Raw genomic sequence first — 20228 nt, forward strand, 5'->3', positions numbered from 1 at the left:
GCCGTGTCAGCGGGATCGGGAGGGTCCGTGCCCCGCTCGCACCCGCCGCCGATGGAGGTTTCCCATGACCCTTGCCCTGACGAACGCGCACGTGATCCCCGTGGTGGGCGATCCCTACCACGGCACGATCGTCGTCGGCGAAGACGGCCGCATCGCCGCCGCCGGCGCGGACGTCGAGGTGCCGGAGGGCGCGGAGGTCGTGGACCTGCAGGGCGCCACGGTGACGCCCGGGCTCATCGACGCGCACGTGCACCTCGGCGTGCACCCCGAGGGCGACGGCGCCGCCGCGAGCGACACGAACGAGATGACCGGCCCGAACCAGGCGGCCGTGCGCACGATCGACGCGATCGATCCGTTCGACGAGGGCTTCGACGTCGCGCTCGCCGGCGGCGTGACGACGGTGGGCGTGAACCCGGGATCGGGCAACCCGATCGGCGGGCAGGCGACGGTGCTGCGCACGCACGGCCGCATCGTCGACCGCATGGTGCTGCGCGCCCCGGCCGGCGTGAAGTCCGCGCTCGGCGAGAACCCCAAGCGCGTCTACGGCGAGAAGAAGCAGACGCCCTCGACGCGCCTCGGCAACGCGAAGATCATCCGCGAGGCCTTCGTCGCGGCGCAGAACTACATGCGCAAGCACGACGCCGCCGAGGAGGGCAAGCCCGCCGAGGTCGACCTCACGAACGAGGCGCTCGCGGCGGTACTGCGCGGCGAGATCCCGTGGCGCCAGCACGCGCACCGCGCCGACGACATCGTCACGGCCGTGCGCCTGGCCGACGAGTTCGGCTACCGCCTCGTCATCGACCACGGCACCGAGGCACACGTCGTCGCCGACTATCTCGCCGAGCGCGACGTGCCCGTGCTGATCGGGCCGCTGTTCACGACGAAGTCGAAGATGGAGCTGCGCGGTCGCTCCATCGCCAATCCCGGCAAGCTCGCGGCGGCGGGCGTCGAGATCTCGATCATCACCGACCACCCCGTCATCCCGATCAACTTCCTCGTGCACCAGGCCTCGCTCGCGGTGCGCGAGGGGCTCGACGAGCGCACGGCGCTCGAGGCGATCACGATCAACCCGGCGCGGGTGCTCGGTGTGGACGCGGAGCTCGGATCGATCGAGGCCGGCAAGCGGGCCGACCTCGTCGTGTGGAACGGCGAGCCGCTCGACGTCATGGCGCGGCCCGCGCGGGTGCTCATCGACGGCCGCACGGTGTACGAGTACGACCGCGACGCGCGCACCGAGCGCGTCGCCCCGCGCGACGCCGCCTGAGCGCCCGGCTCCCGGCCGCGCGCTAACCGCGCCCGGCCGGGAGCGCAAGCCCTGGCGGCCGGGCCCGCGCGGCGCGTACGGTCGCGGCATGGCACTCGACACCATGCTCGCGGCGGAGATCGAACAGCAGCTCAAGACGATGGGGCGGAAGGAGCGTGCACAGTTCACGCTCGATCTCGTGGAGGTCGTGCATCGCTACGCGACCTCCGATGCCGTCGGCGAGGAGCGCGTCAGCGACGACGAGGGGCTGGGCGCGGTCGTCGCGGCGGCGCGCACGCACCTCGAGCAGACCGAGGCCGACGCGACGGAGTGACCGATCCGCCCCGGCGGATCAGCCGGGGGCGTGACCGTCCTCGCGCCGCACGCGCCGGCCCGAGACGGCCGCGATGCGGTAGCGCAGGTAGCGCGGCCGGTCGCCGCCCGCCCACGGCACCAGCCCACGCGCGGCCGGGCTGGCCGCCACCTCGTCGTCGTCCATCGTCGTGACGGAGCCGTGCATCAGCACGCTCCAGCCGGCGCCGCGGTTGGGGTCGTGGTAGTCCACCTCGAAGGTCACGGGCGCGTCCTCGTCGGGCAGCCCGGCGAGCACGCCCTCGGTCCCCGTGCGCACGATGATGTCCGAGCCGTCGTAGCGGTAGGTGACGGGGATGATGAGCACCCGTCCGTCGCGCACGAAGCCGAACCGGCCGACCGATCCCGTGGCCAGCAGGTCCAGGCATGCCTGGTCGTTCAGCGTCGTGGTCATCGGGCCGCCCCTCATCTCTGCGTCATGCAGCTCGCCGCGGCTCGATGCGGCCGCGCCTTCGATGGTAGGTTTCGCCCGATCCTGCACGGCCCGGCGGTCCAAACGCTGAGTGCCAGGGTGAGTGGGCGCGGCCGCGGACGGCGATCGCGCGGACGCGCGCCGCGGCGGCCGCCGACCCGCGGGACGGCGGCCGCCGACGGATCACGCGTGCTGCTCGGCGTGCTTGCCCTCGGCGATCTCCTCGACGGTCTTGTCGCAGAAGGCGGGCAGGTCGTCGGGCGTGCGGCTGGAGACCAGCCCGGCGTCGACGACGACCTCCTCGTCGACCCAGTTCGCGCCGGCGTTCTGCAGGTCCGTGCGCAGGCTGGGGTAGCTCGTGATCGTGCGGTCGCGCACGACGTCGGCCTCGATGAGGATCCACGCGCCGTGGCAGATGACCGACACGGGCTTGTGCTCGGTGAAGAACGAGCGCGCGAACTCGACCGAGGCGCCGTCCATGCGCAGGTGGTCGGCGTTCACGACGCCGCCGGGAAGGACGAGGGCGTCGAAGTCGCCGCTCGTCGCCTGCGAGACCGGCAGGTCGACGGGCTGGGTGTGCCCGTTCGTGCCGCTGATCTGGCCCTCGGCGGGGGAGACGAGAACCGCCTCGGCTCCGCTCTCGGTGACGGCCTGCCACGGGCTCGTCAGCTCGCTGTCCTCGTATCCGTCGGTCAGCAGGAATGCCACGCGCTTGCCGGTGAGTTCGGCCATGGTGCCTCCTCGTTTCGTCGTTCTGGGGTCATGGGCGACGTTACGGAGGGCGCCGCGCCGCGTCACGGGGCTTGCGTGCGCCGAGACCCGTCGCTAGGCCTGGCCGTGCCCGGTGCGAGCAAGGGTATGGACGGTGGCCACGGACGCATGGGTGAGTGACGCCCGCCGCGTTGGTGAGTGCCGCGCGCCGTCGCTGAGTGCGGGTACGACGGGTCTAGCCTGGCGCGATGGCATTCGAGCACCACCATGGCGCGGACGACGGCGCGGACACGGCAGCGCACCGCACGGCGACGCCCGCGACACCCCTCGCGCCGAAGCCCCTCACCCTCGTGGGCGGGGCGCACGGCGCGGGCATGTGCGCGGGCGGGGTATGCGAGATCCCCGAGGGCTGACCTGAGCCCGCCCCCGGGGATCCGCGTTTCGATCAGTGTCCGGCGGGGATGCCGGGTCCCTCCTGATCCGCGGGCTTGCGGATGAAGAAGGCCAGCACGACCGGCACGAGCGCGACGATCGCCGCGAGCAGGAACGCGGTGCGCGCGCCGGGGGCGCCGGCGTCGGCGATCGACATGCCCTCGGCCTCGCCGAGGTGCAGCGCCGTCGAGTACAGCGAGACGAGCAGGGCCGTGCCCACGGCGCCCGCCACCTGCTGCAGCGTGTTGAGCGCGGCCGAGCCGTGCGAGTACAGCCGGCGCTCGAGCGAGCCGAGCGAGGCCGAGAACAGCGGCGTGAACGAGCTGGCCAGGCCCAGCGACATGACGATCTGCACGGCGATCAGCACGCCGATCGGCGTGTTCTCGCCGAGCGTCGAGTACACGAACAGCGCCGCGGCGATCATGATCGTGCCCGGCACGAGCAGCGTCTTCGGGCCGCGCGCGTCGTAGATCCGCCCCATGACGGGGCCGAGCAGACCCATGAGCACCGAGCCGGGCAGCAGCACGAGGCCGGCCTGCAGCGAGTCCAGGCCCGCGACGTTCTGCAGGTACAGCGGCAGCAGCGACAGCGTGCCGAACATCGAGAAGGCGACGACGGCCATGATCGTCACCGCCACGACGAAGTTGCGCGAGCGGAACACGCGCAGGTCGAGCAGGGCGTCGTCCTTCTTCTGGAGCGCGAGCTGGCGCCACACGAACAGGGCCAGCGCCACGGCGCCGAAGGCCATGACGATCCAGCCGATCGTCGCCGATCCGGCCGCGCCCTCGCCGTGCCCGCCGAATTGGCTGAGGCCGAAGACGATGCCGCCGAAGGCGAGCGCCGAGAGCACGATCGACAGGATGTCGATGGGGGCGTGGGTGGTCTCGCCGAGGTTGAGCATCCACTTGGCGCCCAGCGCGAGCGCGATGAGCGCGATCGGCAGCACGATGGCGAACAGCCAGCGCCAGCTGAGCGTCTCGAGCACGGCGCCCGAGAGGGTGGGGCCGATGGCGGGGGCGAGCGAGATGACCAGGCCGACGCGGCCCATCATGCGACCGCGCGAATGCGGCGGCACGACGTTCATCATGGTCGTCATGAGCAGCGGCATCATCACGCCGGTGCCGGCGGCCTGCACCACGCGGCCGACGAGCAGCAGCGTGAAGCCGGGCGCCACGAGGCAGATGAGCGTGCCGAGCGTGAACGAGATCATCGCCGCGAGGAACACCTGGCGGGTGGTGAAGCGCACGAGCATGAAGCCCGTGGTGGGGATGACGACGGCCATCGTGAGCATGAAGGCGCTCGTCATCCACTGGCCGAGCTCGGGCGGCAGGCCGAGGTCCTCGTTGAGGTGCGGGATGGCGATGCCCATCGTCGTCTCGTTGAGGATCGCGACGAAGGCGGCGATGAGCAGCAGCCAGATCACCCGCATGCCGCGCGGGTCGATGGTGTCGGGCGCCGGCACGGCGCGAACGGTTCCGGTATCAGTCGTCAAGGAGTACTCCGTGCTGAAGAAGACAAGTCGCCCCGGGCCAGAGGATCCCAGATTCGTCCTCTCGCGGGCGACGATCAACCCCAACTGCGGCCCGATCCGCTCGATTCCCGATCCGCGGACAATTCACTCGCTCGTCAACTGACGCCACCCTCAGAGACCGCGTCGCAGGCCGGCCCTAGTCTGAGCGGGTGAGCATGGGGCGAGGCATGGGAGGCGGCCGCGGTGGCATGCGCGGCGTGGACGAGGCGGCGCTGCGCCGCGAGAACGCCGAGGCGCCGGCCGTGCCCGACCTCGGGCGGCGCGTCGTGGCCCTGTTCGCGCCGTACCGGGGGCGGATCGCGGTCACGGCGCTGCTCGTCGTGGTGGGCGCGGCCCTCGGCGTCGTGCCGCCGCTGATCATCGAGCGCGTCTTCGACGACGCGCTGTTCCCCGCCGAGGGCGGCGTGCAGATGGGGCTGCTCGGCCGGCTCGTGGCGCTCATCATCGGCCTCTACGTGCTGAGCGCGCTCGTCGGCGTCGTACAGACGTGGTTCACCTCGAACGTGGGCAACCGCGTGACGGGCGACCTGCGCGTGCGCATGTTCGAGCACCTGCAGGCGATGGAGCTCGGCTTCTTCACGCGCACGAAGACGGGCGTCATCCAGTCCCGCCTGCAGAACGACGTCGGCGGCGTCTCGGGCGTGCTCACGAGCACGTTCACGAGCATCCTCGGCAACACCGTCACGGTGATCGCGTCGCTCGTCGCGATGCTGCTGATCGACTGGCGCCTCACGCTCATCGCGCTCGTCGTGATGCCCCCGCTCGTGTTCGTGCAGCGCCGGGTCGGCCAGGTGCGGGCGCGGATCGCGTCGCAGACCCAGCAATCGCTGTCGGAGCTGACCGCGATCACGCAGGAGACCCTGAGCGTCTCGGGCATCCTGCTGTCGAAGTCCTTCAACCGCCAGCGCGCCGAGTCCGCACGGTACGCCACGGAGAACGCGAACCAGATCCGCCTGCAGGTGCGCCAGGCGATGAGCGGCCAGGGCTTCTTCGCCGTCGTGCACGTGCTCATGGCGTCGGTGCCCGCCGTCATCTACCTCGTGGCGGGCGTCATCATGGTCGGCGACCCCGGCGCGATCACGGCCGGCGCGATCGTCGCGTTCACGACGGTGCAGGCGCGCCTGCTGCAGCCGCTCACGAGCCTCATGCGCGTGGCGCTGGAGGTGCAGACCTCGGCCGCGCTGTTCGCGCGCATCTTCGAGTACCTCGACCTGAAGCCCGCCATCACCGACGCCCCCGGCGCGATCTCCGTCGCCGACGCACCCGGGCCGCTGGGGCGGATCGAGTTCCGCGACGTGACCTTCCGCTACCCGGACGCGTCGGGCGACTCGCGCCCCACCCTCGACGGCGTGAGCTTCGTCGCCGAGCCCGGCCAGCAGGTGGCGTTCGTGGGGCCGAGCGGCGCGGGCAAGACCACCGTGCTGTACCTCACGCCGCGGCTGTACGAGGCCTCGTCCGGATCGGTGCTCTTCGCGGGCGCGGACGTGCGCGCGCTGCGGCAGGAGTCGATCATCGACCACGTCGGCATCGTGTCGCAGGAGACCTACCTCTTCCACGCGACGATCCGCGAGAACCTGCGCTATGCCAAGCCGGACGCGAGCGACGCCGAGATCGAGGAGGTGTGCCGCCAGGCGAACATCCACCACGTCATCGCGGGCTTCGAGCACGGCTACGACACGGTGGTGGGGGAGCGCGGCTACCGCCTCTCGGGCGGCGAGAAGCAGCGCATCGCCATCGCGCGCGTGCTGCTGAAGGACCCGCCCGTGCTGCTGCTGGACGAGGCCACGAGTGCGCTCGACACGGTGTCGGAGCGGATCGTGCAGGAGGCGCTGGAGGCGGCCGCGCGCGGCCGCACGACCCTGTCGATCGCGCACCGGCTCTCGACCGTCATCGACGCCGACGTGATCCACGTGGTCGAGGCGGGCCGGATCGTCGAGTCGGGCACGCACGCCGAGCTGCTGGCGCGCGGCGGGCTGTACGCCGAGCTGGCGGCCGAGCAGCTTGCCTCCACGCGGGTGCTCGAGACGGAGGACGAGATCGAGGCGGAGGTCGCCGCGGAGGAGGGACCGGCCGAGGCCGGGCGCCGCGCCGACCGCGCTCCCGACGAGCCCGCCGCGGAGGGGACCGCGCTCGCGACCGGCGCCATCGCGCTCCCGCCCGCCGATCCGGAGGTGCCCGAGGCCTGATGCCCGATCAGGGCAGCAGCGCGGCGACCTCGCGGCGGAACGCCTCCAGCTCGGCCGGGTACGCGGGATCGGGGTGGTCGAGCGCGTGCCCCCCGAGACGCGGCACGTCCATGCCGAGGATCGTGGAGGCGCGCGCGAGGACCGCGACCTCCGGGCCGCGCTCGCGCAGCACCTCGAGACCGGCGCGCATGGCGGCCAGCACCGCGCGGAGCACCTCGATGCGGGCCTCGCCCTGGGTGATCGACGATCCGTCCGGGCGCACCCGCCAGCGCACGACGGGATCGGCGACCGTGTCGATCCGCCGCGCCCGCGTGTACAGCTCCTGCGCGATGAGCTGATCCTCGTACAGCCCCGCCGGGAATCGCAGCCCGCGCCACATCTCGGCGCGGGTGACCTTCGACCACGCGACGATGTTGTTGACGACCTCCGGATGCTCCGCCAGCGTCGCGCCCGCGCGCGGTGGCGCGGTCGAGGCGGCGACCCACGGCTGCACGTCGCCGAGCAGGTAGCCGCGCGTGGCGGGGCGCAGCCGCCGATAGGCGCCGACGGCGATGTCGCTGCCGCTGCGCTCGAGCGCGCCCACGAGCAGGGCGAGCGCGTCGGGCTCCATCACATCGTCGGCGTCCAGGAAGCCGACGAAGGGGGTGTCGATCCGTTCCAGCCCGGCGTTGCGCGCCGCGCCCAGTCCGCGCCGCTCCGGGTGGTGCACGACGGTGAAGCGCGCATCGAGCGCCGCGAAGCCGTCGAAGTCCGCCCCGGTGCCGTCGTCCGAGCCGTCGTCGACGAGGATCGCGCGCCAGTCCTCGCGGGTCTGGGCGCGCAGCGAGGTCAGTGCCTCGTCGGCGTAGGGGGCGATGTTCCAGCCGGCCACGATCACCGTGACCGCCGCGCCGCTCACGCGAGGGGACCGTTCTCGGCCAGCGCCACCTCGGCGTTGTAGCGGAACAGCCGGGCGGGGCGGTGCTTGCCCGTGCGGAACGACTCGGTGGGCACGAGCGCCTCGGAGCCCTCGATGAGGCGGCGGAAGTTCGACGGATCCAGGCGCCGCCCGAGCACCGCCTCGTACACCTCGCGCAGCTCGGTCAGCGTGAACTCGTCGGGCAGCAGGCCGGCCGCGATGCGGCTGTAGGCCACCTTGTTGCGTAGCCGCCACAGCGCGTACGCGACGATCCGGTCGTGGTCGAACGCGAGCGCGGGCAGCGCGTCGACGTCGAACCACGCGACGTTCTCGGGCGCGGGGCGCGAGGACAGTTGCGCGTCGACGAGGTCCTGACGCAGCAGCGCCCAGTACGCGATCGAGACGACGCGGCCGGGGGAGCGGTCGACGTCGCCGAACGCGTAGAGCTGCTCGAGGTAGCTGGCGCTCAGCCCCGTCGTCCCGTCGAGAGTGCGCGCCGCGGCGTCGTCGAGCCCCTCGTCCTCGCGCAGCCAGCCGCCCGGGATCGCCCAGTCGCCGCGGAACGGGTCTCGCGTGCGCCGCACGAGCGGCAGCATGAGCGCGTCGGGGGCCTCCGGGCGCGACCGCAGGGAGAAGATCACGGTCGAGACCGCGACGCGGATACCCTCACTCACGCTACGAGGGTATCCGCGTCGGCGGGCAGGTCCGGATTGGCCGGGATCACTCGGCGGCGATCACACTGCTGAGATCACTCGGCCGGGATCACGAGACCGTCGTAGGTCTCCTCGATCCACGCCTTCGTCTCGTCCGACGTGAGCAGCTCGTAGAGCTTCTCGACGCGGGGGTCGTCCTCGAGCTCCGGGCGCGTGGCGAGGATGTTGAAGTACTCGCTGTCCTGGCCCTCGCTCAGCAGCTGCAGGTCGCTGGAGATGCCCGCGGCCGAGGCGAAGTTGAAGTTGACGACGGCGGCGTCCATCTGCTGCAGCGCGGCCGGCAGCGTGGCGGCGTCGATCTCGCTGAACTCGAAGCCCTTCGGGTTCGCCGTGATGTCGCTGATCGTCGTGGGCGCGTCGGTCGTCTCGATGAGGCCGGCCGAGGCGAGCAGCAGCAGCGCGCGCGACTCGTTCGAGGCGTCGTTCGGCAGCGCGATCGTCGCGCCCTCCGGCAGGTCCTCGAGCGACTCGACGCTCTCCGAGTACAGCGCCAGCGGCGGCAGGTACACGGGGCCGACATTGACGAGGTCGTCGCCCGCGTCCTCGTTGTAGAGGTCGAGGAACGGCCCGTGCTGGAAGAGGTTCGCGTCGTTCGCACCCTGCGACAGCGCCGGGTTGGGGGTGTTGTAGTCGCTGTACTCCTGGATCTCGATCGTCAGGCCCTCGGCGGGGGCCAGCTCGTCGGCGACGAACTGCAGCAGCTCGCCGGCCGGCACGGCGGTGGCGCCGACCGAGATCGTGCCGAGGCCCTCGCCCTCGGCGTCGGAGGATCCGCCGCAGGCCGTCAGGCCCAGGGCGAGCGCGGCGACGCCGGTGACGGCGGCCGCGGAGCGGGTGAATCGGGACATGGTGGTGCCTTTCGGTGGGGCGGTGAGAAGGATCAGGAGGCCACGACGACGGTGACGGCGGCGCGACCGGCGGAGCGCTCGTGGTCGAGGCGCTTGGCCAGCCACTCGCCGAGCGTCTGCAGTCCCTGCACGAGCACGACGAGCACGATGACCACGCAGATGATGTACTCCGTGCTGTAGCGCTGGTGGCCGTAGCGCACGGCGAGGTCGCCGAGCCCGCCGGCGCCGATCGTGCCGGCGATCGCGGAGAAGTTGATGATCGAGACGACGGTCGTGGCGAAGCCGCGGATCATCGCGGGCAGCGACTCGGGCACGAGCACCTTCGTGAGGATCTGCCAGCGGGTGCAGCCGAGCGCCTCGGCCGCCTCGATCCGCCCGTCCGGCACCTCGCGCAGCGCGATCTCCGCGAGCCGCGCGAAGAACGGGATCGCCGAGATCGACAGCGGCACGATCGCCGCCGTCGACCCGAACGACGTGCCCAGCACGAGGAACGTGAACGGGATGAGCGCGATCATGAGGATGAGGAACGGGATCGAGCGCGTGATGTTCACGACGACCGACAGGACGATGTTGATCGCCCGTCCCGCGGCGCGGCTGCCGAAGGGGCGCTCCAGCACGCCGCCGCGATCGGTCGCCACGAGCAGCACGCCCAGCACGAGGCCGATCACGAAGGTGACGACCATCGTGGCGCCGACCATGTAGAGCGTCTCGAGCGTCGCCTTCCAGAGGTTGGCGAACAGCGTGGGCCAGAAATCCGGCGCGTTCACGTCGATCACGCGGCCACCTCCTCGACGACGATGCCCTGCTCGCGCAGGGACGCGATCGCGCGCGCCACGTCGGCGCCCGCGGGCAGCTCGAGGCGCGTGCGGCCCGACTGCACGCCGTCGATCGTCTCGATCGCCGCGCCGAGCAGTCCGATGTCGAGCCCCTGCTCGCGCGCGAGCCGCGCGATCACGGGATCCTGTGCCGTCAGCTCCGTGAACGTCAGGTCGAGCACGGTCGAACCCGGCGTGGCGGGCGCCTCGCCCAGCGGGAACAGCTGACGGGCGATGACGGATCCGGGCGTGCGCAGCAGCTCGCGCAGCCGGCCCGCCTCGACGATCCGGCCCCTCTGCATGAGCGCGGCCGACGTGCAGATCTGCTTGACGACGTCCATCTCGTGCGTGATGAGCAGGATCGTCAGCCCCAGCTCGCGGTTGAGGCGCTGCAGCAGGGCGAGGATGCTCGCGGTCGTCTCGGGGTCGAGGGCGCTCGTGGCCTCGTCGCTCAGCAGCACCTTCGGGTTCGTCGCGAGCGCGCGGGCGATGCCGACGCGCTGCTTCTGCCCGCCCGAGAGCTGGGCCGGGTAGTGGCCGGCGCGGTCGGCCAGGCCGACGAGGTCGAGGATCTCGGCGACGCGCGCCCGGCGGGCGGCGCGGCCGAGGCCCTGCGCCTCGAGCGCGAGCGAGACGTTGCCGGCGACCGTGCGCCGCGAGAGCAGGTTGAAGTGCTGGAAGATCATGCCGATGCCGTGGCGCGCCTCGCGCAGCGCGGCGCCGCTCAGGCCGGTGATGGCCCTGCCGTCGACCTCGACCGTGCCGGAGTCGGGCTTCTCGAGGCCGTTCACAGCCCGGATGAGGGTGGACTTGCCGGCGCCGGACGTGCCGACGACGCCGAAGATCTCGCCGCGCTCGACGGTCAGCGAGACGTCGTCGAGGGCGCGCGTGGGGCCGTAGCTCTTGACGAGGTGGGAGATGGTGATCATGTGCCTGCTTCAGATCGCGGCACGCCGCCGGCGCGCCGCTCCGCCGGTGGTGTCGACCCTTCGATCCTCCCCGATCCGCTCCGATCCGCCGAATCCGCGTGACGCTGTGTGACGGCGCGTTCCGTCGTCCGCGCGAAACGTGCGTGGCCTAGCATGGAGCCACAACAGCACACGGGCCCCATGATCTGTCGCGGGAGAGCCCCGGTCCTCGCGCCGGGCACCGAAGGAGCAAGCCTCCCCGCCAATCTCTCAGGTATGCGTACCGCGCAGATCGGGCCACTCTGGAAAGCGGAGCCCACGCTCCCGCCGACGGTGAAAGACGGGCTCGGCCCGTCGAAACTCTCAGGCCGATGACAGAGGGGGAGTTCGCACGGCGCCGCTCGGCGCGTGCCGGACTCAGGGAGCCCCGCATGGAGTCACCGCCCGTCGCCCCGCGCGACACCCCGCTGCGCGCCGAGCACGAGGCGCTCGGCGCGAGCTTCACCGACTTCGGCGGCTGGATGATGCCGGTCCGGTACGGCTCGGACCTCGCCGAGCACCACGCCGTGCGCACCGCCGCCGGGCTGTTCGACATCTCTCACATGGGCGAGATCCTCGTCACGGGTGAGCGCGCCGGGGCATTCCTCGACTTCGCGCTCGCGGGCCGGCTGTCGGCGCTCGCCGTCGGCAAGGCCAAGTACACGATGATCCTCGCCGAGGACGGCGGGATCATCGACGACCTCATCGTCTACCGGCTCGCGGACGACCGCTTCCTCGTCGTCGCCAACGCCGGCAACCGCGATGCGGTGGCGCAGGCGCTGCAGGAGCGCGCGTCGGCCTTCCGCTTGTCGACCGGAGCGGCGCAGCCGCGGAGCGGAGACGGGTCGAGCGAGGGCAGCGAGCCGAGACCGCTCGAGGTCACGGTCGAGGACGTCACCGACGCGCACGCCCTCCTCGCCGTGCAGGGCCCTGCGGCCCAGGCGATCCTCGAGGCGACCCCCGGTATCGCCGAGCTCGACACCCCCTGGGGCGAGCAGCGGTACTACGCCTGGGCGAGCGCGCGCTTCGACGGGGCGCCGCTGCTCATCGCGCGCACCGGCTACACCGGCGAGGACGGCTTCGAGCTGATGATCCCCGTCAGCCGCGCCGCCGCCCTCTGGCGCGCGCTGCTCGCCGCGGGCGAGCCGCACGGGCTCGTGCCCGCCGGGCTCGCCGCGCGCGACACGCTGCGCCTCGAGGCGGGCATGCCGCTGTACGGCCACGAGCTCTCGCGCGACGTCGTCCCGGCGCAGGCCGGGCTCGGTCGCGTGATCCCGGCCGACAAGACCGGCTTCATCGGCGAGGCGGCGAAGGAACCGCGCCCCGAGGCGCCGGTCCTGGTGGGCCTGACGACGGAGGGCCGCCGCGCCGGGCGCGCCGGCTACCCCGTCTATCGCGGCGACGAGCGCGTCGGCGAGCTCACGAGCGGCGCCCTCAGCCCCACCCTCGGCCACCCCATCGCCATGGCGTACGTCCGCCCGGACGCCGCCTCCGCCACCGACCTGACCATCGACGTCCGCGGCACGCGCATCCCCGCTGCCGTCGCCGCCCTGCCCTTCTACCGGAGGAACTCATGACCGACCTCGCCGCCCTCAAGTACACCGCCGAGCACGAGTGGGTCGCCGTCGACGGCGACGTCGCGACGATCGGCATCACCGACTACGCCGCCGACCAGCTCGGCGACGTCGTCTACGTCGACCTGCCCGCCGACAACGCCGCGCTCACGGCCGGCCAGGTGATGGGCGAGATCGAGTCGACCAAGTCGGTCTCGGAGCTCTATGCCCCCGTCGACGGCGAGGTGATCGCGCTGAACGGCGAGGTCGACGCCGACCCGTCGCTCGTCAACCAGGACCCGTACGGCAAGGGATGGCTCGTGCGCGTGCAGCTGTCGGGCCAGCCGCTGACCGGCCTCATGGATCGGGCGGCGTACGAGGCGCTCACGGGCGGCGCCGCGTGAGCGACTACCTGCGTCGCCACATCGGCACGTCGGAGGCCGACCGTCGCGCGATGGTCGAGGCGCTCGGCCTGAGCGTGCGCGAGGAGATCGCCGAGACCCGCGAGCTCACCGATCCGCTCGTCGCCCAGGCGATCCCGGCCGCCATCCGCGCCGACGGGGCGACCTCCGGTGCGATCCCCGTCCGCGGGGTGAGCGAGGCCGAGGCCCTGGCCGAGCTGCGCGCCCTCGCCGCGAAGAACCGGGTGCTCTCGCCGATGATCGGCCTCGGCTACAGCGACACGATCACGCCGAGCGTGATCCAGCGCAACGTGTTCGAGAACCCGTCCTGGTACACGGCCTACACGCCGTACCAGCCGGAGATCTCGCAGGGCCGCCTGGAGGCGCTGCTGAACTTCCAGACGATGGTGGGCGACCTCACGGGGCTTCCCGTCGCGAACGCGTCGATGCTCGACGAGTCCACAGCGGTCGCCGAGGGCATGCTGCTCGCGCGCCGCGCCGTCCGGGGCGGATCGAACGTGTTCGCCGTCGACGCCGACGCCCTCCCGCAGACGAAGGCCGTGCTCGCCGTGCGTGCCGAGGCGGTCGGCATCGAGCTCGTCGAGGTCGACCTCGCCGGCGGCGAGGCGCTGCCGGCCGAGCTGTTCGGCGCGCTCATCCAGTACCCCGGCGCCTCGGGGCGCGTGTGGGATCCCTCCGCCGTCATCGACGCCGTGCACGCGGCGGGCGGCCAGGCCGTCGTCGCCGCCGACATCATGGCGCTCGTGGTCCTCGCCTCGCCCGGATCGATGGGCGCCGACATCGTCGTGGGCTCGACGCAGCGCTTCGGCGTGCCGCTCGGCTTCGGCGGCCCGCACGCCGGCTACATGGCCGTGCGCCAGGGCCTCGAGCGCCAGCTGCCCGGTCGCCTCGTCGGCGTCTCGGTCGACGCCGACGGTGCCCCCGCCTACCGCCTCGCGCTGCAGACGCGCGAGCAGCACATCCGCCGCGAGAAGGCGACGAGCAACATCTGCACGGCGCAGGTGCTGCTGGCCGTCATGGCGGCGATGTACGCCGTGTACCACGGCCCGGAGGGGCTGCGGTCGATCGCCTCGGGCATCGCGATGCGCACCGGTGTGCTGAAGCAGCAGCTCGCCTCGGGTGGCGTCGAGATCCTGCACGAGCAGTTCTTCGACACGATCCGCGCCCGCGTGCCCGGGCGCGCCGCGGAGGTCGTCGCGAACGCGCGCGAGCGCGGCGTGCTGCTGCACCTCGTCGACGAGGACACCGTGGGCATCTCGGTCGGCGAGGCGACGACGGATGCCGACGTCGCCGCCGTTCGGGAGGCGTTCGGCGTGGCGCCGGACGCGCCGTTCGGGCGCCCGCTCGGCGGCACCGTGCGGATGGTGTCGATGCGCGACTCCGGCATCCCGCGCGAGCTGTTCCGCCGCGACGAGATCCTCACGCACCCCGTCTTCCGTACGCACCACTCCGAGACGGCGATGATGAGGTACCTCAAGCGCCTCGCCGACAGCGACTACGCGCTCGACCGCGGCATGATCCCGCTGGGCTCCTGCACGATGAAGCTCAACGCCGCGACCGCGATGGCGGCGGTGTCGTGGCCGGAGTTCTCGCGGATCCACCCGTTCGCACCGCGGGAGGACGTGGCCGGCTCGCTCGAGCTCATCCACCAGCTGGAGGGATGGCTCGCCGACCTCACGGGCTACGACACCGTCTCGCTGCAGCCGAATGCCGGCTCGCAGGGCGAGCTCGCCGGGCTCCTCGCGATCCGCGGCTACCACCTCTCGCGCGGCGACGAGCACCGCGACGTCTGCCTGATCCCGTCGTCGGCACACGGCACGAACGCCGCCTCGGCGGTGCTGGCCGGCATGCGCGTGGTCGTCGTGGCCTGCGACGAGCTCGGCAACGTCGACCTCGGCGACCTGCGCGCGAAGATCGCCGAGCACGCCGATACGCTCGCCGCGCTCATGATCACCTACCCGTCCACGCACGGCGTGTACGAGGCCGACGTGCTCGAGATCACGGCCGCGGTGCACGAGGCCGGCGGCCAGGTGTACATCGACGGCGCCAACCTCAACGCCCTGCTCGGCCACGCCCGCTTCGGCGACCTGGGCGGCGACGTGTCGCACCTCAACCTGCACAAGACGTTCGCCATCCCGCACGGCGGCGGCGGCCCGGGCGTCGGCCCGGTGGCGGCGAAGACGCACCTCGCGCCGTTCCTGCCGAACCACCCGCTCGCGCAGGATGCGACCGAGGGCATCGGCCCGGTGTCGTCCGCACCGTACGGATCCGCGTCGATCCTGCCGATCTCGTGGGCGTACATCCGGATGATGGGGCTCGAGGGCCTCACGGAGGCGACCGACGCCGCGGTGCTCGGTGCCAACTACATCGCCGCGCGCCTGGGCGAGCACTACCCGGTGCTGTACACAGGCGCCGAGGGACGGGTGGCGCACGAGTGCATTCTCGACCTGCGCCCGCTCAAGGCGGTCACGGGTATCTCGAACGACGACGTCGCCAAGCGGCTCATCGACTACGGCTTCCACGCCCCGACCATGTCGTTCCCCGTGGCGGGCACGCTCATGGTCGAGCCGACGGAGTCGGAGGACCGCGCCGAGCTCGACCGCTTCGTCGAGGCGATGATCGCGATCAAAGCCGAGGCGGAGCGCGTGGCCGCGGGGGAGTGGCCGGCGGGCGACAACCCGCTCGTGAACGCGCCGCACACCGCCGCCGCGCTCGTGGGCGAGTGGGATCACCCGTACTCGCGCGAGGAGGCGGTCTTCCCGGCCGGCATCACGGCGGCCAAGTACTGGCCGCCGGTGCGCCGGATCGATCAGGCCTACGGCGACCGCAACCTCGTGTGCGCGTGCCCGCCGATCGAGGCCTTCGCCTGATCGGCTGCTCCGGCTAGAGCCCGGCCGCGCGCAGGGCCGGCAGGATCCTCGTCATCATGAGCGGGGCGAGGTCTCCTGCCGGCTCGGCCATCTCCGGCACCCAGCGGATCTCCTCGATCTCGGCGGCCGGGCGGATCCCCGACACGGGCGGGTGCACGAACACCGTGCCGCGCACCGTCCATCCCGACTCGTTCGCCGCCGGCGCGTCGAAGGTGCCCAGCAGCGTCATCCGATCCGGATCCAGCTCCACCTGCAGCTCCTCGCGCAGCTCGCGCACGGCCGCGTCGAGCGCCGACTCGCCCGGCTCGGGCTTGCCGCCCGGCTGCATGAACGTGGTCGTGCCGCGCTTGCGCACGGCCAGGATGTCGCCGGTCTCCGGGTGCCGCAGCACGACGGCGCTGACGGTGACGACGCGCGCGGCGTGGTCGAGCGCGTGATGCGCGCTCACGCCGGCTCCGCCGCGTTCTCGAGGCCGGTCGTCGTCTCGAAGCGCGCCGATCCGGGGTGCTCGAGCGCCACGCGGATCCGCTCGCGCATGTCGTCGCTCATCCGCTCGTCGGCCAGCCGGTCGATCGGGCACCACCAGGCCCGCACGTTCTCGCCGTCGGCGGGGTGCGGATCGCCCGACACCCAGCGGCAGCGGACGGTGATGTCGAGGTACTGCGCGACGTCGCCGTTCGCGTACCGCATGGGCGGCAGCGCGTGCACCCACACGAGGGCCTCGGGATCGGCGACGACGCCGGCCTCCTCGAGCGTCTCGCGCACGGCCGCGACGGCCGGCTCCTCGCCGGGATCGACGATCCCCGTGACGGGCGTGACGCGGCCGTTGTCGGCGCGCTCCACGAGCAGCACCGCGTCGTCCCTCACGACGACGGCCGTGACGCCGGTGAGCCAGAGCGGATCGTGCCCGATCCGCTCGCGCAGCCGCAGGATGAAGTCGGGCGTCGCCATGCCCCCAGCCTAGGAGCCCCCGCGGCGACCCGCGGCCGTGCCCTGATCTCGGGGGTGATGGGGAAGAAGGAGGAGCCCGGCGACGGCAGCGCGCTGCCACGGGCGCGCGGCATCCGCAGGCTCTGGCACAGCACGTTCGGCATCGACCACGCGGGAAGGCGCTACGACGTCGCGGTGGACTACTTCGATCTCGACGAGCGCGTGCGCCTCTACATCGACGGCCAGCACACCGCGACGCAGTCCTCGCCGGCGGCGTTCGAGGTGCCGGGTGGGCGCGTGGAGGTCGCCTTCAGCCTCTACGGGCTCAAGCGCGCGCGGCTCGTGGCCGACGGTGTCGAGCGGCGGCTCGAGCCGGGTACCGAGACGCTCGAGCGGTGGCGGCAGGAGGTCGACGCCCGGCACCCGACCGCGAGCCGGGCGGTGTCGGCGGTGTCGTGGACGGTGCTCGTCGTCGCGCTGCTCGTCGGCGTGACCGAGCTGCTCGACGTCGGCCTGCCCTGGCTCGCGGAGATCACCGGAGCGGACCTGCCGCAGGCCTCCCCGATCCGCTTCCCCGAATGGATGACCGCGCCGGCGGCCGTCCTCGGCCCGATCGCCGCGATCGACCGCGCCCTCATGATGCGCCACCACTGGCTCCTCGACGACTGACCCGCCGCACGCTCCCGTCGCCCGCGACCGCCTCTAGGCTCGAGCGGTGACCTTCGTCGACACACCCGTCCTGCACAACGACATCGTGCGGCTGGAGCCGCTTCGTCCGGAGCACGCCCCCGACCTCGCGGAGGCGGTCGCCTTCGACGACCTGTGGCGCCGCACCTGGTTCTCGCGACTTCCGGCGCCCGACGAGGTCCCCGCCGAGATCGAGCGCCGCCTCGCGCGGCAGGCGGCGGGCGAGATGGCGCCCTGGGCCGTCGTCGAGCCCGCCACCGGCCGGGCGATCGGGATGACCTCGATCTGCAGCGTCTCGCCCGCCGATCTGCGCGTGGAGATCGGATACACCTGGCTGCGTGCCGACGCGCACGGCACCGGCATCAATCCCGCAGCCAAGCTGCTGCTGCTCGCCCGCGCGTTCGACGACCTCGGCTGCGTGCGCGTCGAGCTCCGCACCCACTGGCACAACCACCGCTCCCGCGCCGCGATCGAGCGGCTGGGCGCCCGCCTCGACGGCGTGCTGCGCAGTCACCTGCGCATGCCCGACGGCACGTGGCGCGACACGATGGTGTACTCGATCCTCGCGACCGAGTGGCCGCAGGTGCGCCGCGGCCTCGAGTCCCGCCTCGAGCCGCGCAACCCTTAATCCGCAAGTCTGTGCCAAGTCCGTACGGTACTCGGCGCGGATTTGGCACAGACTTGCGGACTCAGCGGTTGAGCAGCTGCGCGAGACCGTGCAGATGCGTGGTGCGGGGCGGGCGGACCACCGGCACGCCGGCCGCCTCCAGCGCCAGACCGAGACGCTCGGGCGCCCGCAACTCGTTCCAGCCCCAGCGGGCGAAACCGCGCATCGAGCGGCGCAGCGCATCCTCCCGCTTCTTCTCCCGGATGACGGCATCCGCCGCGTCGCCGATGGCGTACTTCGTGTCGCCGTCGGCCTCGCCGATCACCTGCTGATCGGGCCACTCGAAGTCGGCGCGGTACTCAGCGCCATCGATCACGAAGCGCGATTGCAGGCGGGGGATCGGGAGCCCCAGCCACTCGATCGCAGCGCGGCTGATCGACTCGAGGACGGACTCGGAGAGCGGAGTTGCATGTTCGAGAGGCCAGGCTGCGACGGCCCGTCCGCGCCCGCTGCGACGCGCGTCATTCGCCAGCAGCAGGCGCTCGCGCGAGCACGCCCCCGTACGGAGGAGCGCGTCGGCCACCGTGAGCCCGTAGGCGGGATGGCGGCTGCGCGCGAGGTCGACGGCAGTCGCGACCGCCGTCGTCGCGCAGACGCCGAGGCTGTCGGCGAGGTCCGGCTCCTCGACAGCGTGGTGCCCTTGGACGTTACCCACGCGGCGGGCATCGCCCTTGCGAGCGACGAGCACATGGATCGTGCGGAGATCGCCGAGCACGGGTAGCCCCCACAGCGCGGCGGCTGACTCGTGGGTGAACACGACGGCCGGGCGCTTCAGGGCCAGCGCGTGGATGCGAGCAAGGTACTTCTGCCAGGGCGGCAGAGCGGCCCACTGTTCCGCGGGCGCGAACACTCCTGCGCGAACCCGGTGGAGCGTTCGCGATTCGATGTCGCGGCGCATCGAACGGTCATCCGAACGCCGCAGAAGCGGCACGGGGCTGGGCTGCAGCGAGGCGGCGAGGACGTCGGCAGTCGGGCTTGTCATGCCTTCCACGGTCCCAGCGCCTTCCGCGCGCCGGTCTCCTGGCGCTCGATCTGTGAACCGATCCGCTCCTCCGCCGGGCTGGGGACGAGTCGGGGCGCGGCGAGTCCGCAAGTCTGTGCCGAATCCGGCCGTTCGAGCGCCCGGACTTGGCACAGACTTGCGGATCTCCTCCGGTCCGAGCCGCTAGGGAAGGTAGGGGGCGAAGAGGGGGTAGCCCACGAAGGCGATGGCGTCGATGAGCGTGTGTGCGATCACGAGGGGCATGACGCGCCGCCAGCGCAGGTACACCCACGCGAAGACGACGCCCATCACGACGTTCCCGAGCATCATCGCCGGGCCCTGGTACGCGTGGTAGGCGCCGCGCAGCAGGGCGATCGCGAGGATCGTGGTCCACGGGCGCCAGCCCAGCTCGCGCAAGCGCTCGCCGAGGTAGCCGTTCAGGATGACCTCCTCGAGCAGCCCGGCGCGCAGCGCCGACAGCAGCAGGAGGGGGATCGTCCACCAGGCGGCGTCGAGCCCGGCCGCCTGCACCTGCACGGTCAGGCCCAGCGCGCGCGAGCCGGCGTAGAGGGCCGCCCCCGGCACCCCGATCGCGGCGAGCAGCGCGACGGCGAGGCCGAGGTCGCGCCCGAAGCGGGAGAAGTCGAGCCCGATGCGGCGCAGCGCGCTGCGGCCCGGCTCCCACAGGAGGTACACGACGAGCGCGACGAGGGCGAGGTCGAAGAAGACGTCGAGCACGCGGTAGACCGCGTCCCACACGGCGTCGTCCGCCCGCGACGGGTTCAGCGCCGCCGACTGCTCGGAAAGCGGCGCGCGCGTCAGCGCGCGCACGAGCGAGAGCACCGAGTACAGCGCGGACTGTCCGAGCGAAAGCGCCAGGACGATGCCGATTTCCCACCACAGCCGTGCGCGCGCCACCCCGCCAGCGTGCCACACGCGCAGGCCGTCAGCAGAATGCTCAGCGGCCGTGTGCGCGCGTTACGGCGATGTAACAGTTCGCGATGCGAGT

General features: G+C 72.4%; 21 protein-coding genes and 2 riboswitches. Of the genes, 9 read left to right on the forward strand and 12 right to left on the reverse strand.

Features of this window, described 5'->3' with window-relative positions:
* Positions 1–64: 64 nt before the first annotated feature.
* Entirely contained in the window at positions 65–1264 is a 1200-nt protein-coding gene (locus tag ACYVJ0_RS08810; protein WP_449853413.1) for an amidohydrolase, read from the forward strand.
* Between the two features lie 88 nt (positions 1265–1352).
* On the forward strand, positions 1353–1577 hold the full coding sequence (locus ACYVJ0_RS08815; protein WP_449853412.1) for a hypothetical protein: 225 nt from the start codon (positions 1353–1355) through the stop codon (positions 1575–1577).
* Between the two features lie 18 nt (positions 1578–1595).
* On the opposite strand, the gene ACYVJ0_RS08820 is transcribed toward ACYVJ0_RS08815, so the two are convergent.
* On the reverse strand, positions 1596–2009 hold the full coding sequence (locus ACYVJ0_RS08820) for a pyridoxamine 5'-phosphate oxidase family protein (RefSeq protein ID WP_460817327.1): 414 nt from the start codon (positions 2007–2009) through the stop codon (positions 1596–1598).
* A gap of 201 nt (positions 2010–2210) precedes the next feature.
* Positions 2211–2759 carry a type 1 glutamine amidotransferase domain-containing protein gene (locus tag ACYVJ0_RS08825; protein WP_460817329.1) on the reverse strand — a complete coding sequence of 183 codons (549 nt, stop codon included), beginning with the start codon at positions 2757–2759 and terminating at the stop codon, positions 2211–2213.
* A 227-nt stretch (positions 2760–2986) separates the two neighbouring features.
* Here ACYVJ0_RS08825 and ACYVJ0_RS08830 point away from each other — a divergent pair, with 227 nt between their 5' ends.
* Positions 2987–3151, forward strand: coding sequence for a hypothetical protein (locus tag ACYVJ0_RS08830; protein ID WP_460817330.1), 165 nt, complete (start codon positions 2987–2989; stop codon positions 3149–3151).
* A gap of 32 nt (positions 3152–3183) precedes the next feature.
* Here ACYVJ0_RS08830 and ACYVJ0_RS08835 read toward each other — a convergent pair whose 3' ends face one another.
* Positions 3184–4599, reverse strand: coding sequence for a DHA2 family efflux MFS transporter permease subunit (locus ACYVJ0_RS08835; protein ID WP_449853455.1), 1416 nt, complete (start codon positions 4597–4599; stop codon positions 3184–3186).
* 257 nt (positions 4600–4856) lie between these two features.
* Here ACYVJ0_RS08835 and ACYVJ0_RS08840 point away from each other — a divergent pair, with 257 nt between their 5' ends.
* Positions 4857–6887 carry an ABC transporter ATP-binding protein gene (locus ACYVJ0_RS08840; protein WP_460817403.1) on the forward strand — a complete coding sequence of 677 codons (2031 nt, stop codon included), beginning with the start codon at positions 4857–4859 and terminating at the stop codon, positions 6885–6887.
* 7 nt (positions 6888–6894) lie between these two features.
* Here ACYVJ0_RS08840 and ACYVJ0_RS08845 read toward each other — a convergent pair whose 3' ends face one another.
* The 5 genes from ACYVJ0_RS08845 to ACYVJ0_RS08865 all read right to left on the reverse strand — a co-directional run bounded on the left by ACYVJ0_RS08845 (position 6895) and on the right by ACYVJ0_RS08865 (position 11090).
* Positions 6895–7785, reverse strand: coding sequence for a glycosyltransferase family 2 protein (locus ACYVJ0_RS08845; RefSeq protein WP_460817332.1), 891 nt, complete (start codon positions 7783–7785; stop codon positions 6895–6897).
* The gene (locus tag ACYVJ0_RS08850; RefSeq protein WP_460817405.1) at positions 7782–8381 is read right to left on the reverse strand and encodes an NUDIX hydrolase; all 600 of its coding nucleotides are present in this window, start codon (positions 8379–8381) and stop codon (positions 7782–7784) included. Before ACYVJ0_RS08850 ends, ACYVJ0_RS08845 begins: the two co-directional genes overlap by 4 nt.
* 152 nt (positions 8382–8533) lie before the next feature.
* Positions 8534–9346, reverse strand: a complete 813-nt coding sequence (locus ACYVJ0_RS08855; protein WP_449853407.1) for a MetQ/NlpA family ABC transporter substrate-binding protein — start codon at positions 9344–9346, stop codon at positions 8534–8536.
* A gap of 32 nt (positions 9347–9378) precedes the next feature.
* Entirely contained in the window at positions 9379–10122 is a 744-nt protein-coding gene (locus ACYVJ0_RS08860) for a methionine ABC transporter permease (RefSeq protein ID WP_460817334.1), read from the reverse strand.
* Positions 10119–11090 (reverse strand): methionine ABC transporter ATP-binding protein, encoded by a 972-nt coding sequence (locus tag ACYVJ0_RS08865; protein ID WP_460817335.1) that lies wholly within the window; start codon positions 11088–11090, stop codon positions 10119–10121. The genes ACYVJ0_RS08860 and ACYVJ0_RS08865 overlap by 4 nt, the downstream gene beginning before the upstream one ends.
* A 181-nt stretch (positions 11091–11271) precedes the next feature.
* Positions 11272–11365, forward strand: a riboswitch (glycine riboswitch).
* Positions 11366–11457, forward strand: a riboswitch (glycine riboswitch).
* A 43-nt stretch (positions 11458–11500) separates the two neighbouring features.
* On the opposite strand from ACYVJ0_RS08865, the gene ACYVJ0_RS08870 reads away from it, so the two are divergent.
* The 3 genes from ACYVJ0_RS08870 to gcvP are packed head-to-tail and all read left to right on the forward strand — an operon-like array spanning position 11501 to position 15953.
* The gene (locus ACYVJ0_RS08870; protein ID WP_460817336.1) at positions 11501–12685 is read left to right on the forward strand and encodes a glycine cleavage system aminomethyltransferase GcvT; all 1185 of its coding nucleotides are present in this window, start codon (positions 11501–11503) and stop codon (positions 12683–12685) included.
* Positions 12682–13065: a glycine cleavage system protein GcvH gene (gcvH, locus tag ACYVJ0_RS08875; RefSeq protein ID WP_460817338.1), complete on the forward strand. Its 384-nt coding sequence runs from the start codon at positions 12682–12684 to the stop codon at positions 13063–13065. The genes ACYVJ0_RS08870 and gcvH overlap by 4 nt, the downstream gene beginning before the upstream one ends.
* Positions 12975–15953, forward strand: a complete 2979-nt coding sequence (gene gcvP / locus ACYVJ0_RS08880) for an aminomethyl-transferring glycine dehydrogenase (RefSeq protein ID WP_460817340.1) — start codon at positions 12975–12977, stop codon at positions 15951–15953. The genes gcvH and gcvP overlap by 91 nt, the downstream gene beginning before the upstream one ends.
* Before the next feature lie 13 nt (positions 15954–15966).
* Here gcvP and ACYVJ0_RS08885 read toward each other — a convergent pair whose 3' ends face one another.
* Both ACYVJ0_RS08885 and ACYVJ0_RS08890 read right to left on the reverse strand, forming a co-directional pair.
* On the reverse strand, positions 15967–16401 hold the full coding sequence (locus ACYVJ0_RS08885) for an NUDIX hydrolase (protein WP_460817342.1): 435 nt from the start codon (positions 16399–16401) through the stop codon (positions 15967–15969).
* The gene (locus ACYVJ0_RS08890; RefSeq protein ID WP_460817344.1) at positions 16398–16904 is read right to left on the reverse strand and encodes an NUDIX hydrolase; all 507 of its coding nucleotides are present in this window, start codon (positions 16902–16904) and stop codon (positions 16398–16400) included. Before ACYVJ0_RS08890 ends, ACYVJ0_RS08885 begins: the two co-directional genes overlap by 4 nt.
* 54 nt (positions 16905–16958) lie before the next feature.
* On the opposite strand from ACYVJ0_RS08890, the gene ACYVJ0_RS08895 reads away from it, so the two are divergent.
* Together ACYVJ0_RS08895 and ACYVJ0_RS08900 are read left to right on the forward strand one after the other, a co-directional pair.
* Entirely contained in the window at positions 16959–17552 is a 594-nt protein-coding gene (locus tag ACYVJ0_RS08895) for a hypothetical protein (RefSeq protein ID WP_460817346.1), read from the forward strand.
* A 46-nt stretch (positions 17553–17598) separates the two neighbouring features.
* Complete coding sequence (locus ACYVJ0_RS08900) at positions 17599–18198, forward strand: GNAT family N-acetyltransferase (protein ID WP_460817348.1); 600 nt, start codon at positions 17599–17601, stop codon at positions 18196–18198.
* 61 nt (positions 18199–18259) lie between these two features.
* Here the strand turns inward: ACYVJ0_RS08900 and ACYVJ0_RS08905 are convergent, their stop codons facing one another.
* Both ACYVJ0_RS08905 and ACYVJ0_RS08910 read right to left on the reverse strand, forming a co-directional pair.
* Complete coding sequence (locus ACYVJ0_RS08905; RefSeq protein ID WP_449853397.1) at positions 18260–19219, reverse strand: hypothetical protein; 960 nt, start codon at positions 19217–19219, stop codon at positions 18260–18262.
* Positions 19220–19402: 183 nt separating this feature from the next.
* A complete protein-coding gene (locus tag ACYVJ0_RS08910) occupies positions 19403–20137 on the reverse strand; it encodes a CPBP family intramembrane glutamic endopeptidase (protein ID WP_449853396.1) in 735 nt (244 codons plus the stop codon).
* Positions 20138–20228: the final 91 nt, after the last annotated feature.

The sequence above is a fragment of the Microbacterium petrolearium genome (assembly GCF_054782875.1).

What these genes read in the sequence shown, in the direction of transcription:
- ACYVJ0_RS08835 (WP_449853455.1), bottom strand. Translation starts at nt 4,599, where the DNA reads ATGCGGGTGATCTGGCTGCTGCTCATCGCCGCCTTCGTCGCGATCCTC.
- ACYVJ0_RS08825 (WP_460817329.1), bottom strand. Translation starts at nt 2,759, where the DNA reads ATGGCCGAACTCACCGGCAAGCGCGTGGCATTCCTGCTGACCGACGGA.
- gcvH (WP_460817338.1), top strand. Translation starts at nt 12,682, where the DNA reads ATGACCGACCTCGCCGCCCTCAAGTACACCGCCGAGCACGAGTGGGTC.
- ACYVJ0_RS08810 (WP_449853413.1), top strand. Translation starts at nt 65, where the DNA reads ATGACCCTTGCCCTGACGAACGCGCACGTGATCCCCGTGGTGGGCGAT.
- ACYVJ0_RS08865 (WP_460817335.1), bottom strand. Translation starts at nt 11,090, where the DNA reads ATGATCACCATCTCCCACCTCGTCAAGAGCTACGGCCCCACGCGCGCC.
- ACYVJ0_RS08905 (WP_449853397.1), bottom strand. Translation starts at nt 19,219, where the DNA reads ATGACAAGCCCGACTGCCGACGTCCTCGCCGCCTCGCTGCAGCCCAGC.
- ACYVJ0_RS08855 (WP_449853407.1), bottom strand. Translation starts at nt 9,346, where the DNA reads ATGTCCCGATTCACCCGCTCCGCGGCCGCCGTCACCGGCGTCGCCGCG.
- ACYVJ0_RS08870 (WP_460817336.1), top strand. Translation starts at nt 11,501, where the DNA reads ATGGAGTCACCGCCCGTCGCCCCGCGCGACACCCCGCTGCGCGCCGAG.
- ACYVJ0_RS08815 (WP_449853412.1), top strand. Translation starts at nt 1,353, where the DNA reads ATGGCACTCGACACCATGCTCGCGGCGGAGATCGAACAGCAGCTCAAG.
- ACYVJ0_RS08840 (WP_460817403.1), top strand. Translation starts at nt 4,857, where the DNA reads ATGGGGCGAGGCATGGGAGGCGGCCGCGGTGGCATGCGCGGCGTGGAC.
- gcvP (WP_460817340.1), top strand. Translation starts at nt 12,975, where the DNA reads ATGGCTCGTGCGCGTGCAGCTGTCGGGCCAGCCGCTGACCGGCCTCAT.
- ACYVJ0_RS08850 (WP_460817405.1), bottom strand. Translation starts at nt 8,381, where the DNA reads ATGCTGCCGCTCGTGCGGCGCACGCGAGACCCGTTCCGCGGCGACTGG.
- ACYVJ0_RS08890 (WP_460817344.1), bottom strand. Translation starts at nt 16,904, where the DNA reads ATGGCGACGCCCGACTTCATCCTGCGGCTGCGCGAGCGGATCGGGCAC.
- ACYVJ0_RS08830 (WP_460817330.1), top strand. Translation starts at nt 2,987, where the DNA reads ATGGCATTCGAGCACCACCATGGCGCGGACGACGGCGCGGACACGGCA.
- ACYVJ0_RS08820 (WP_460817327.1), bottom strand. Translation starts at nt 2,009, where the DNA reads ATGACCACGACGCTGAACGACCAGGCATGCCTGGACCTGCTGGCCACG.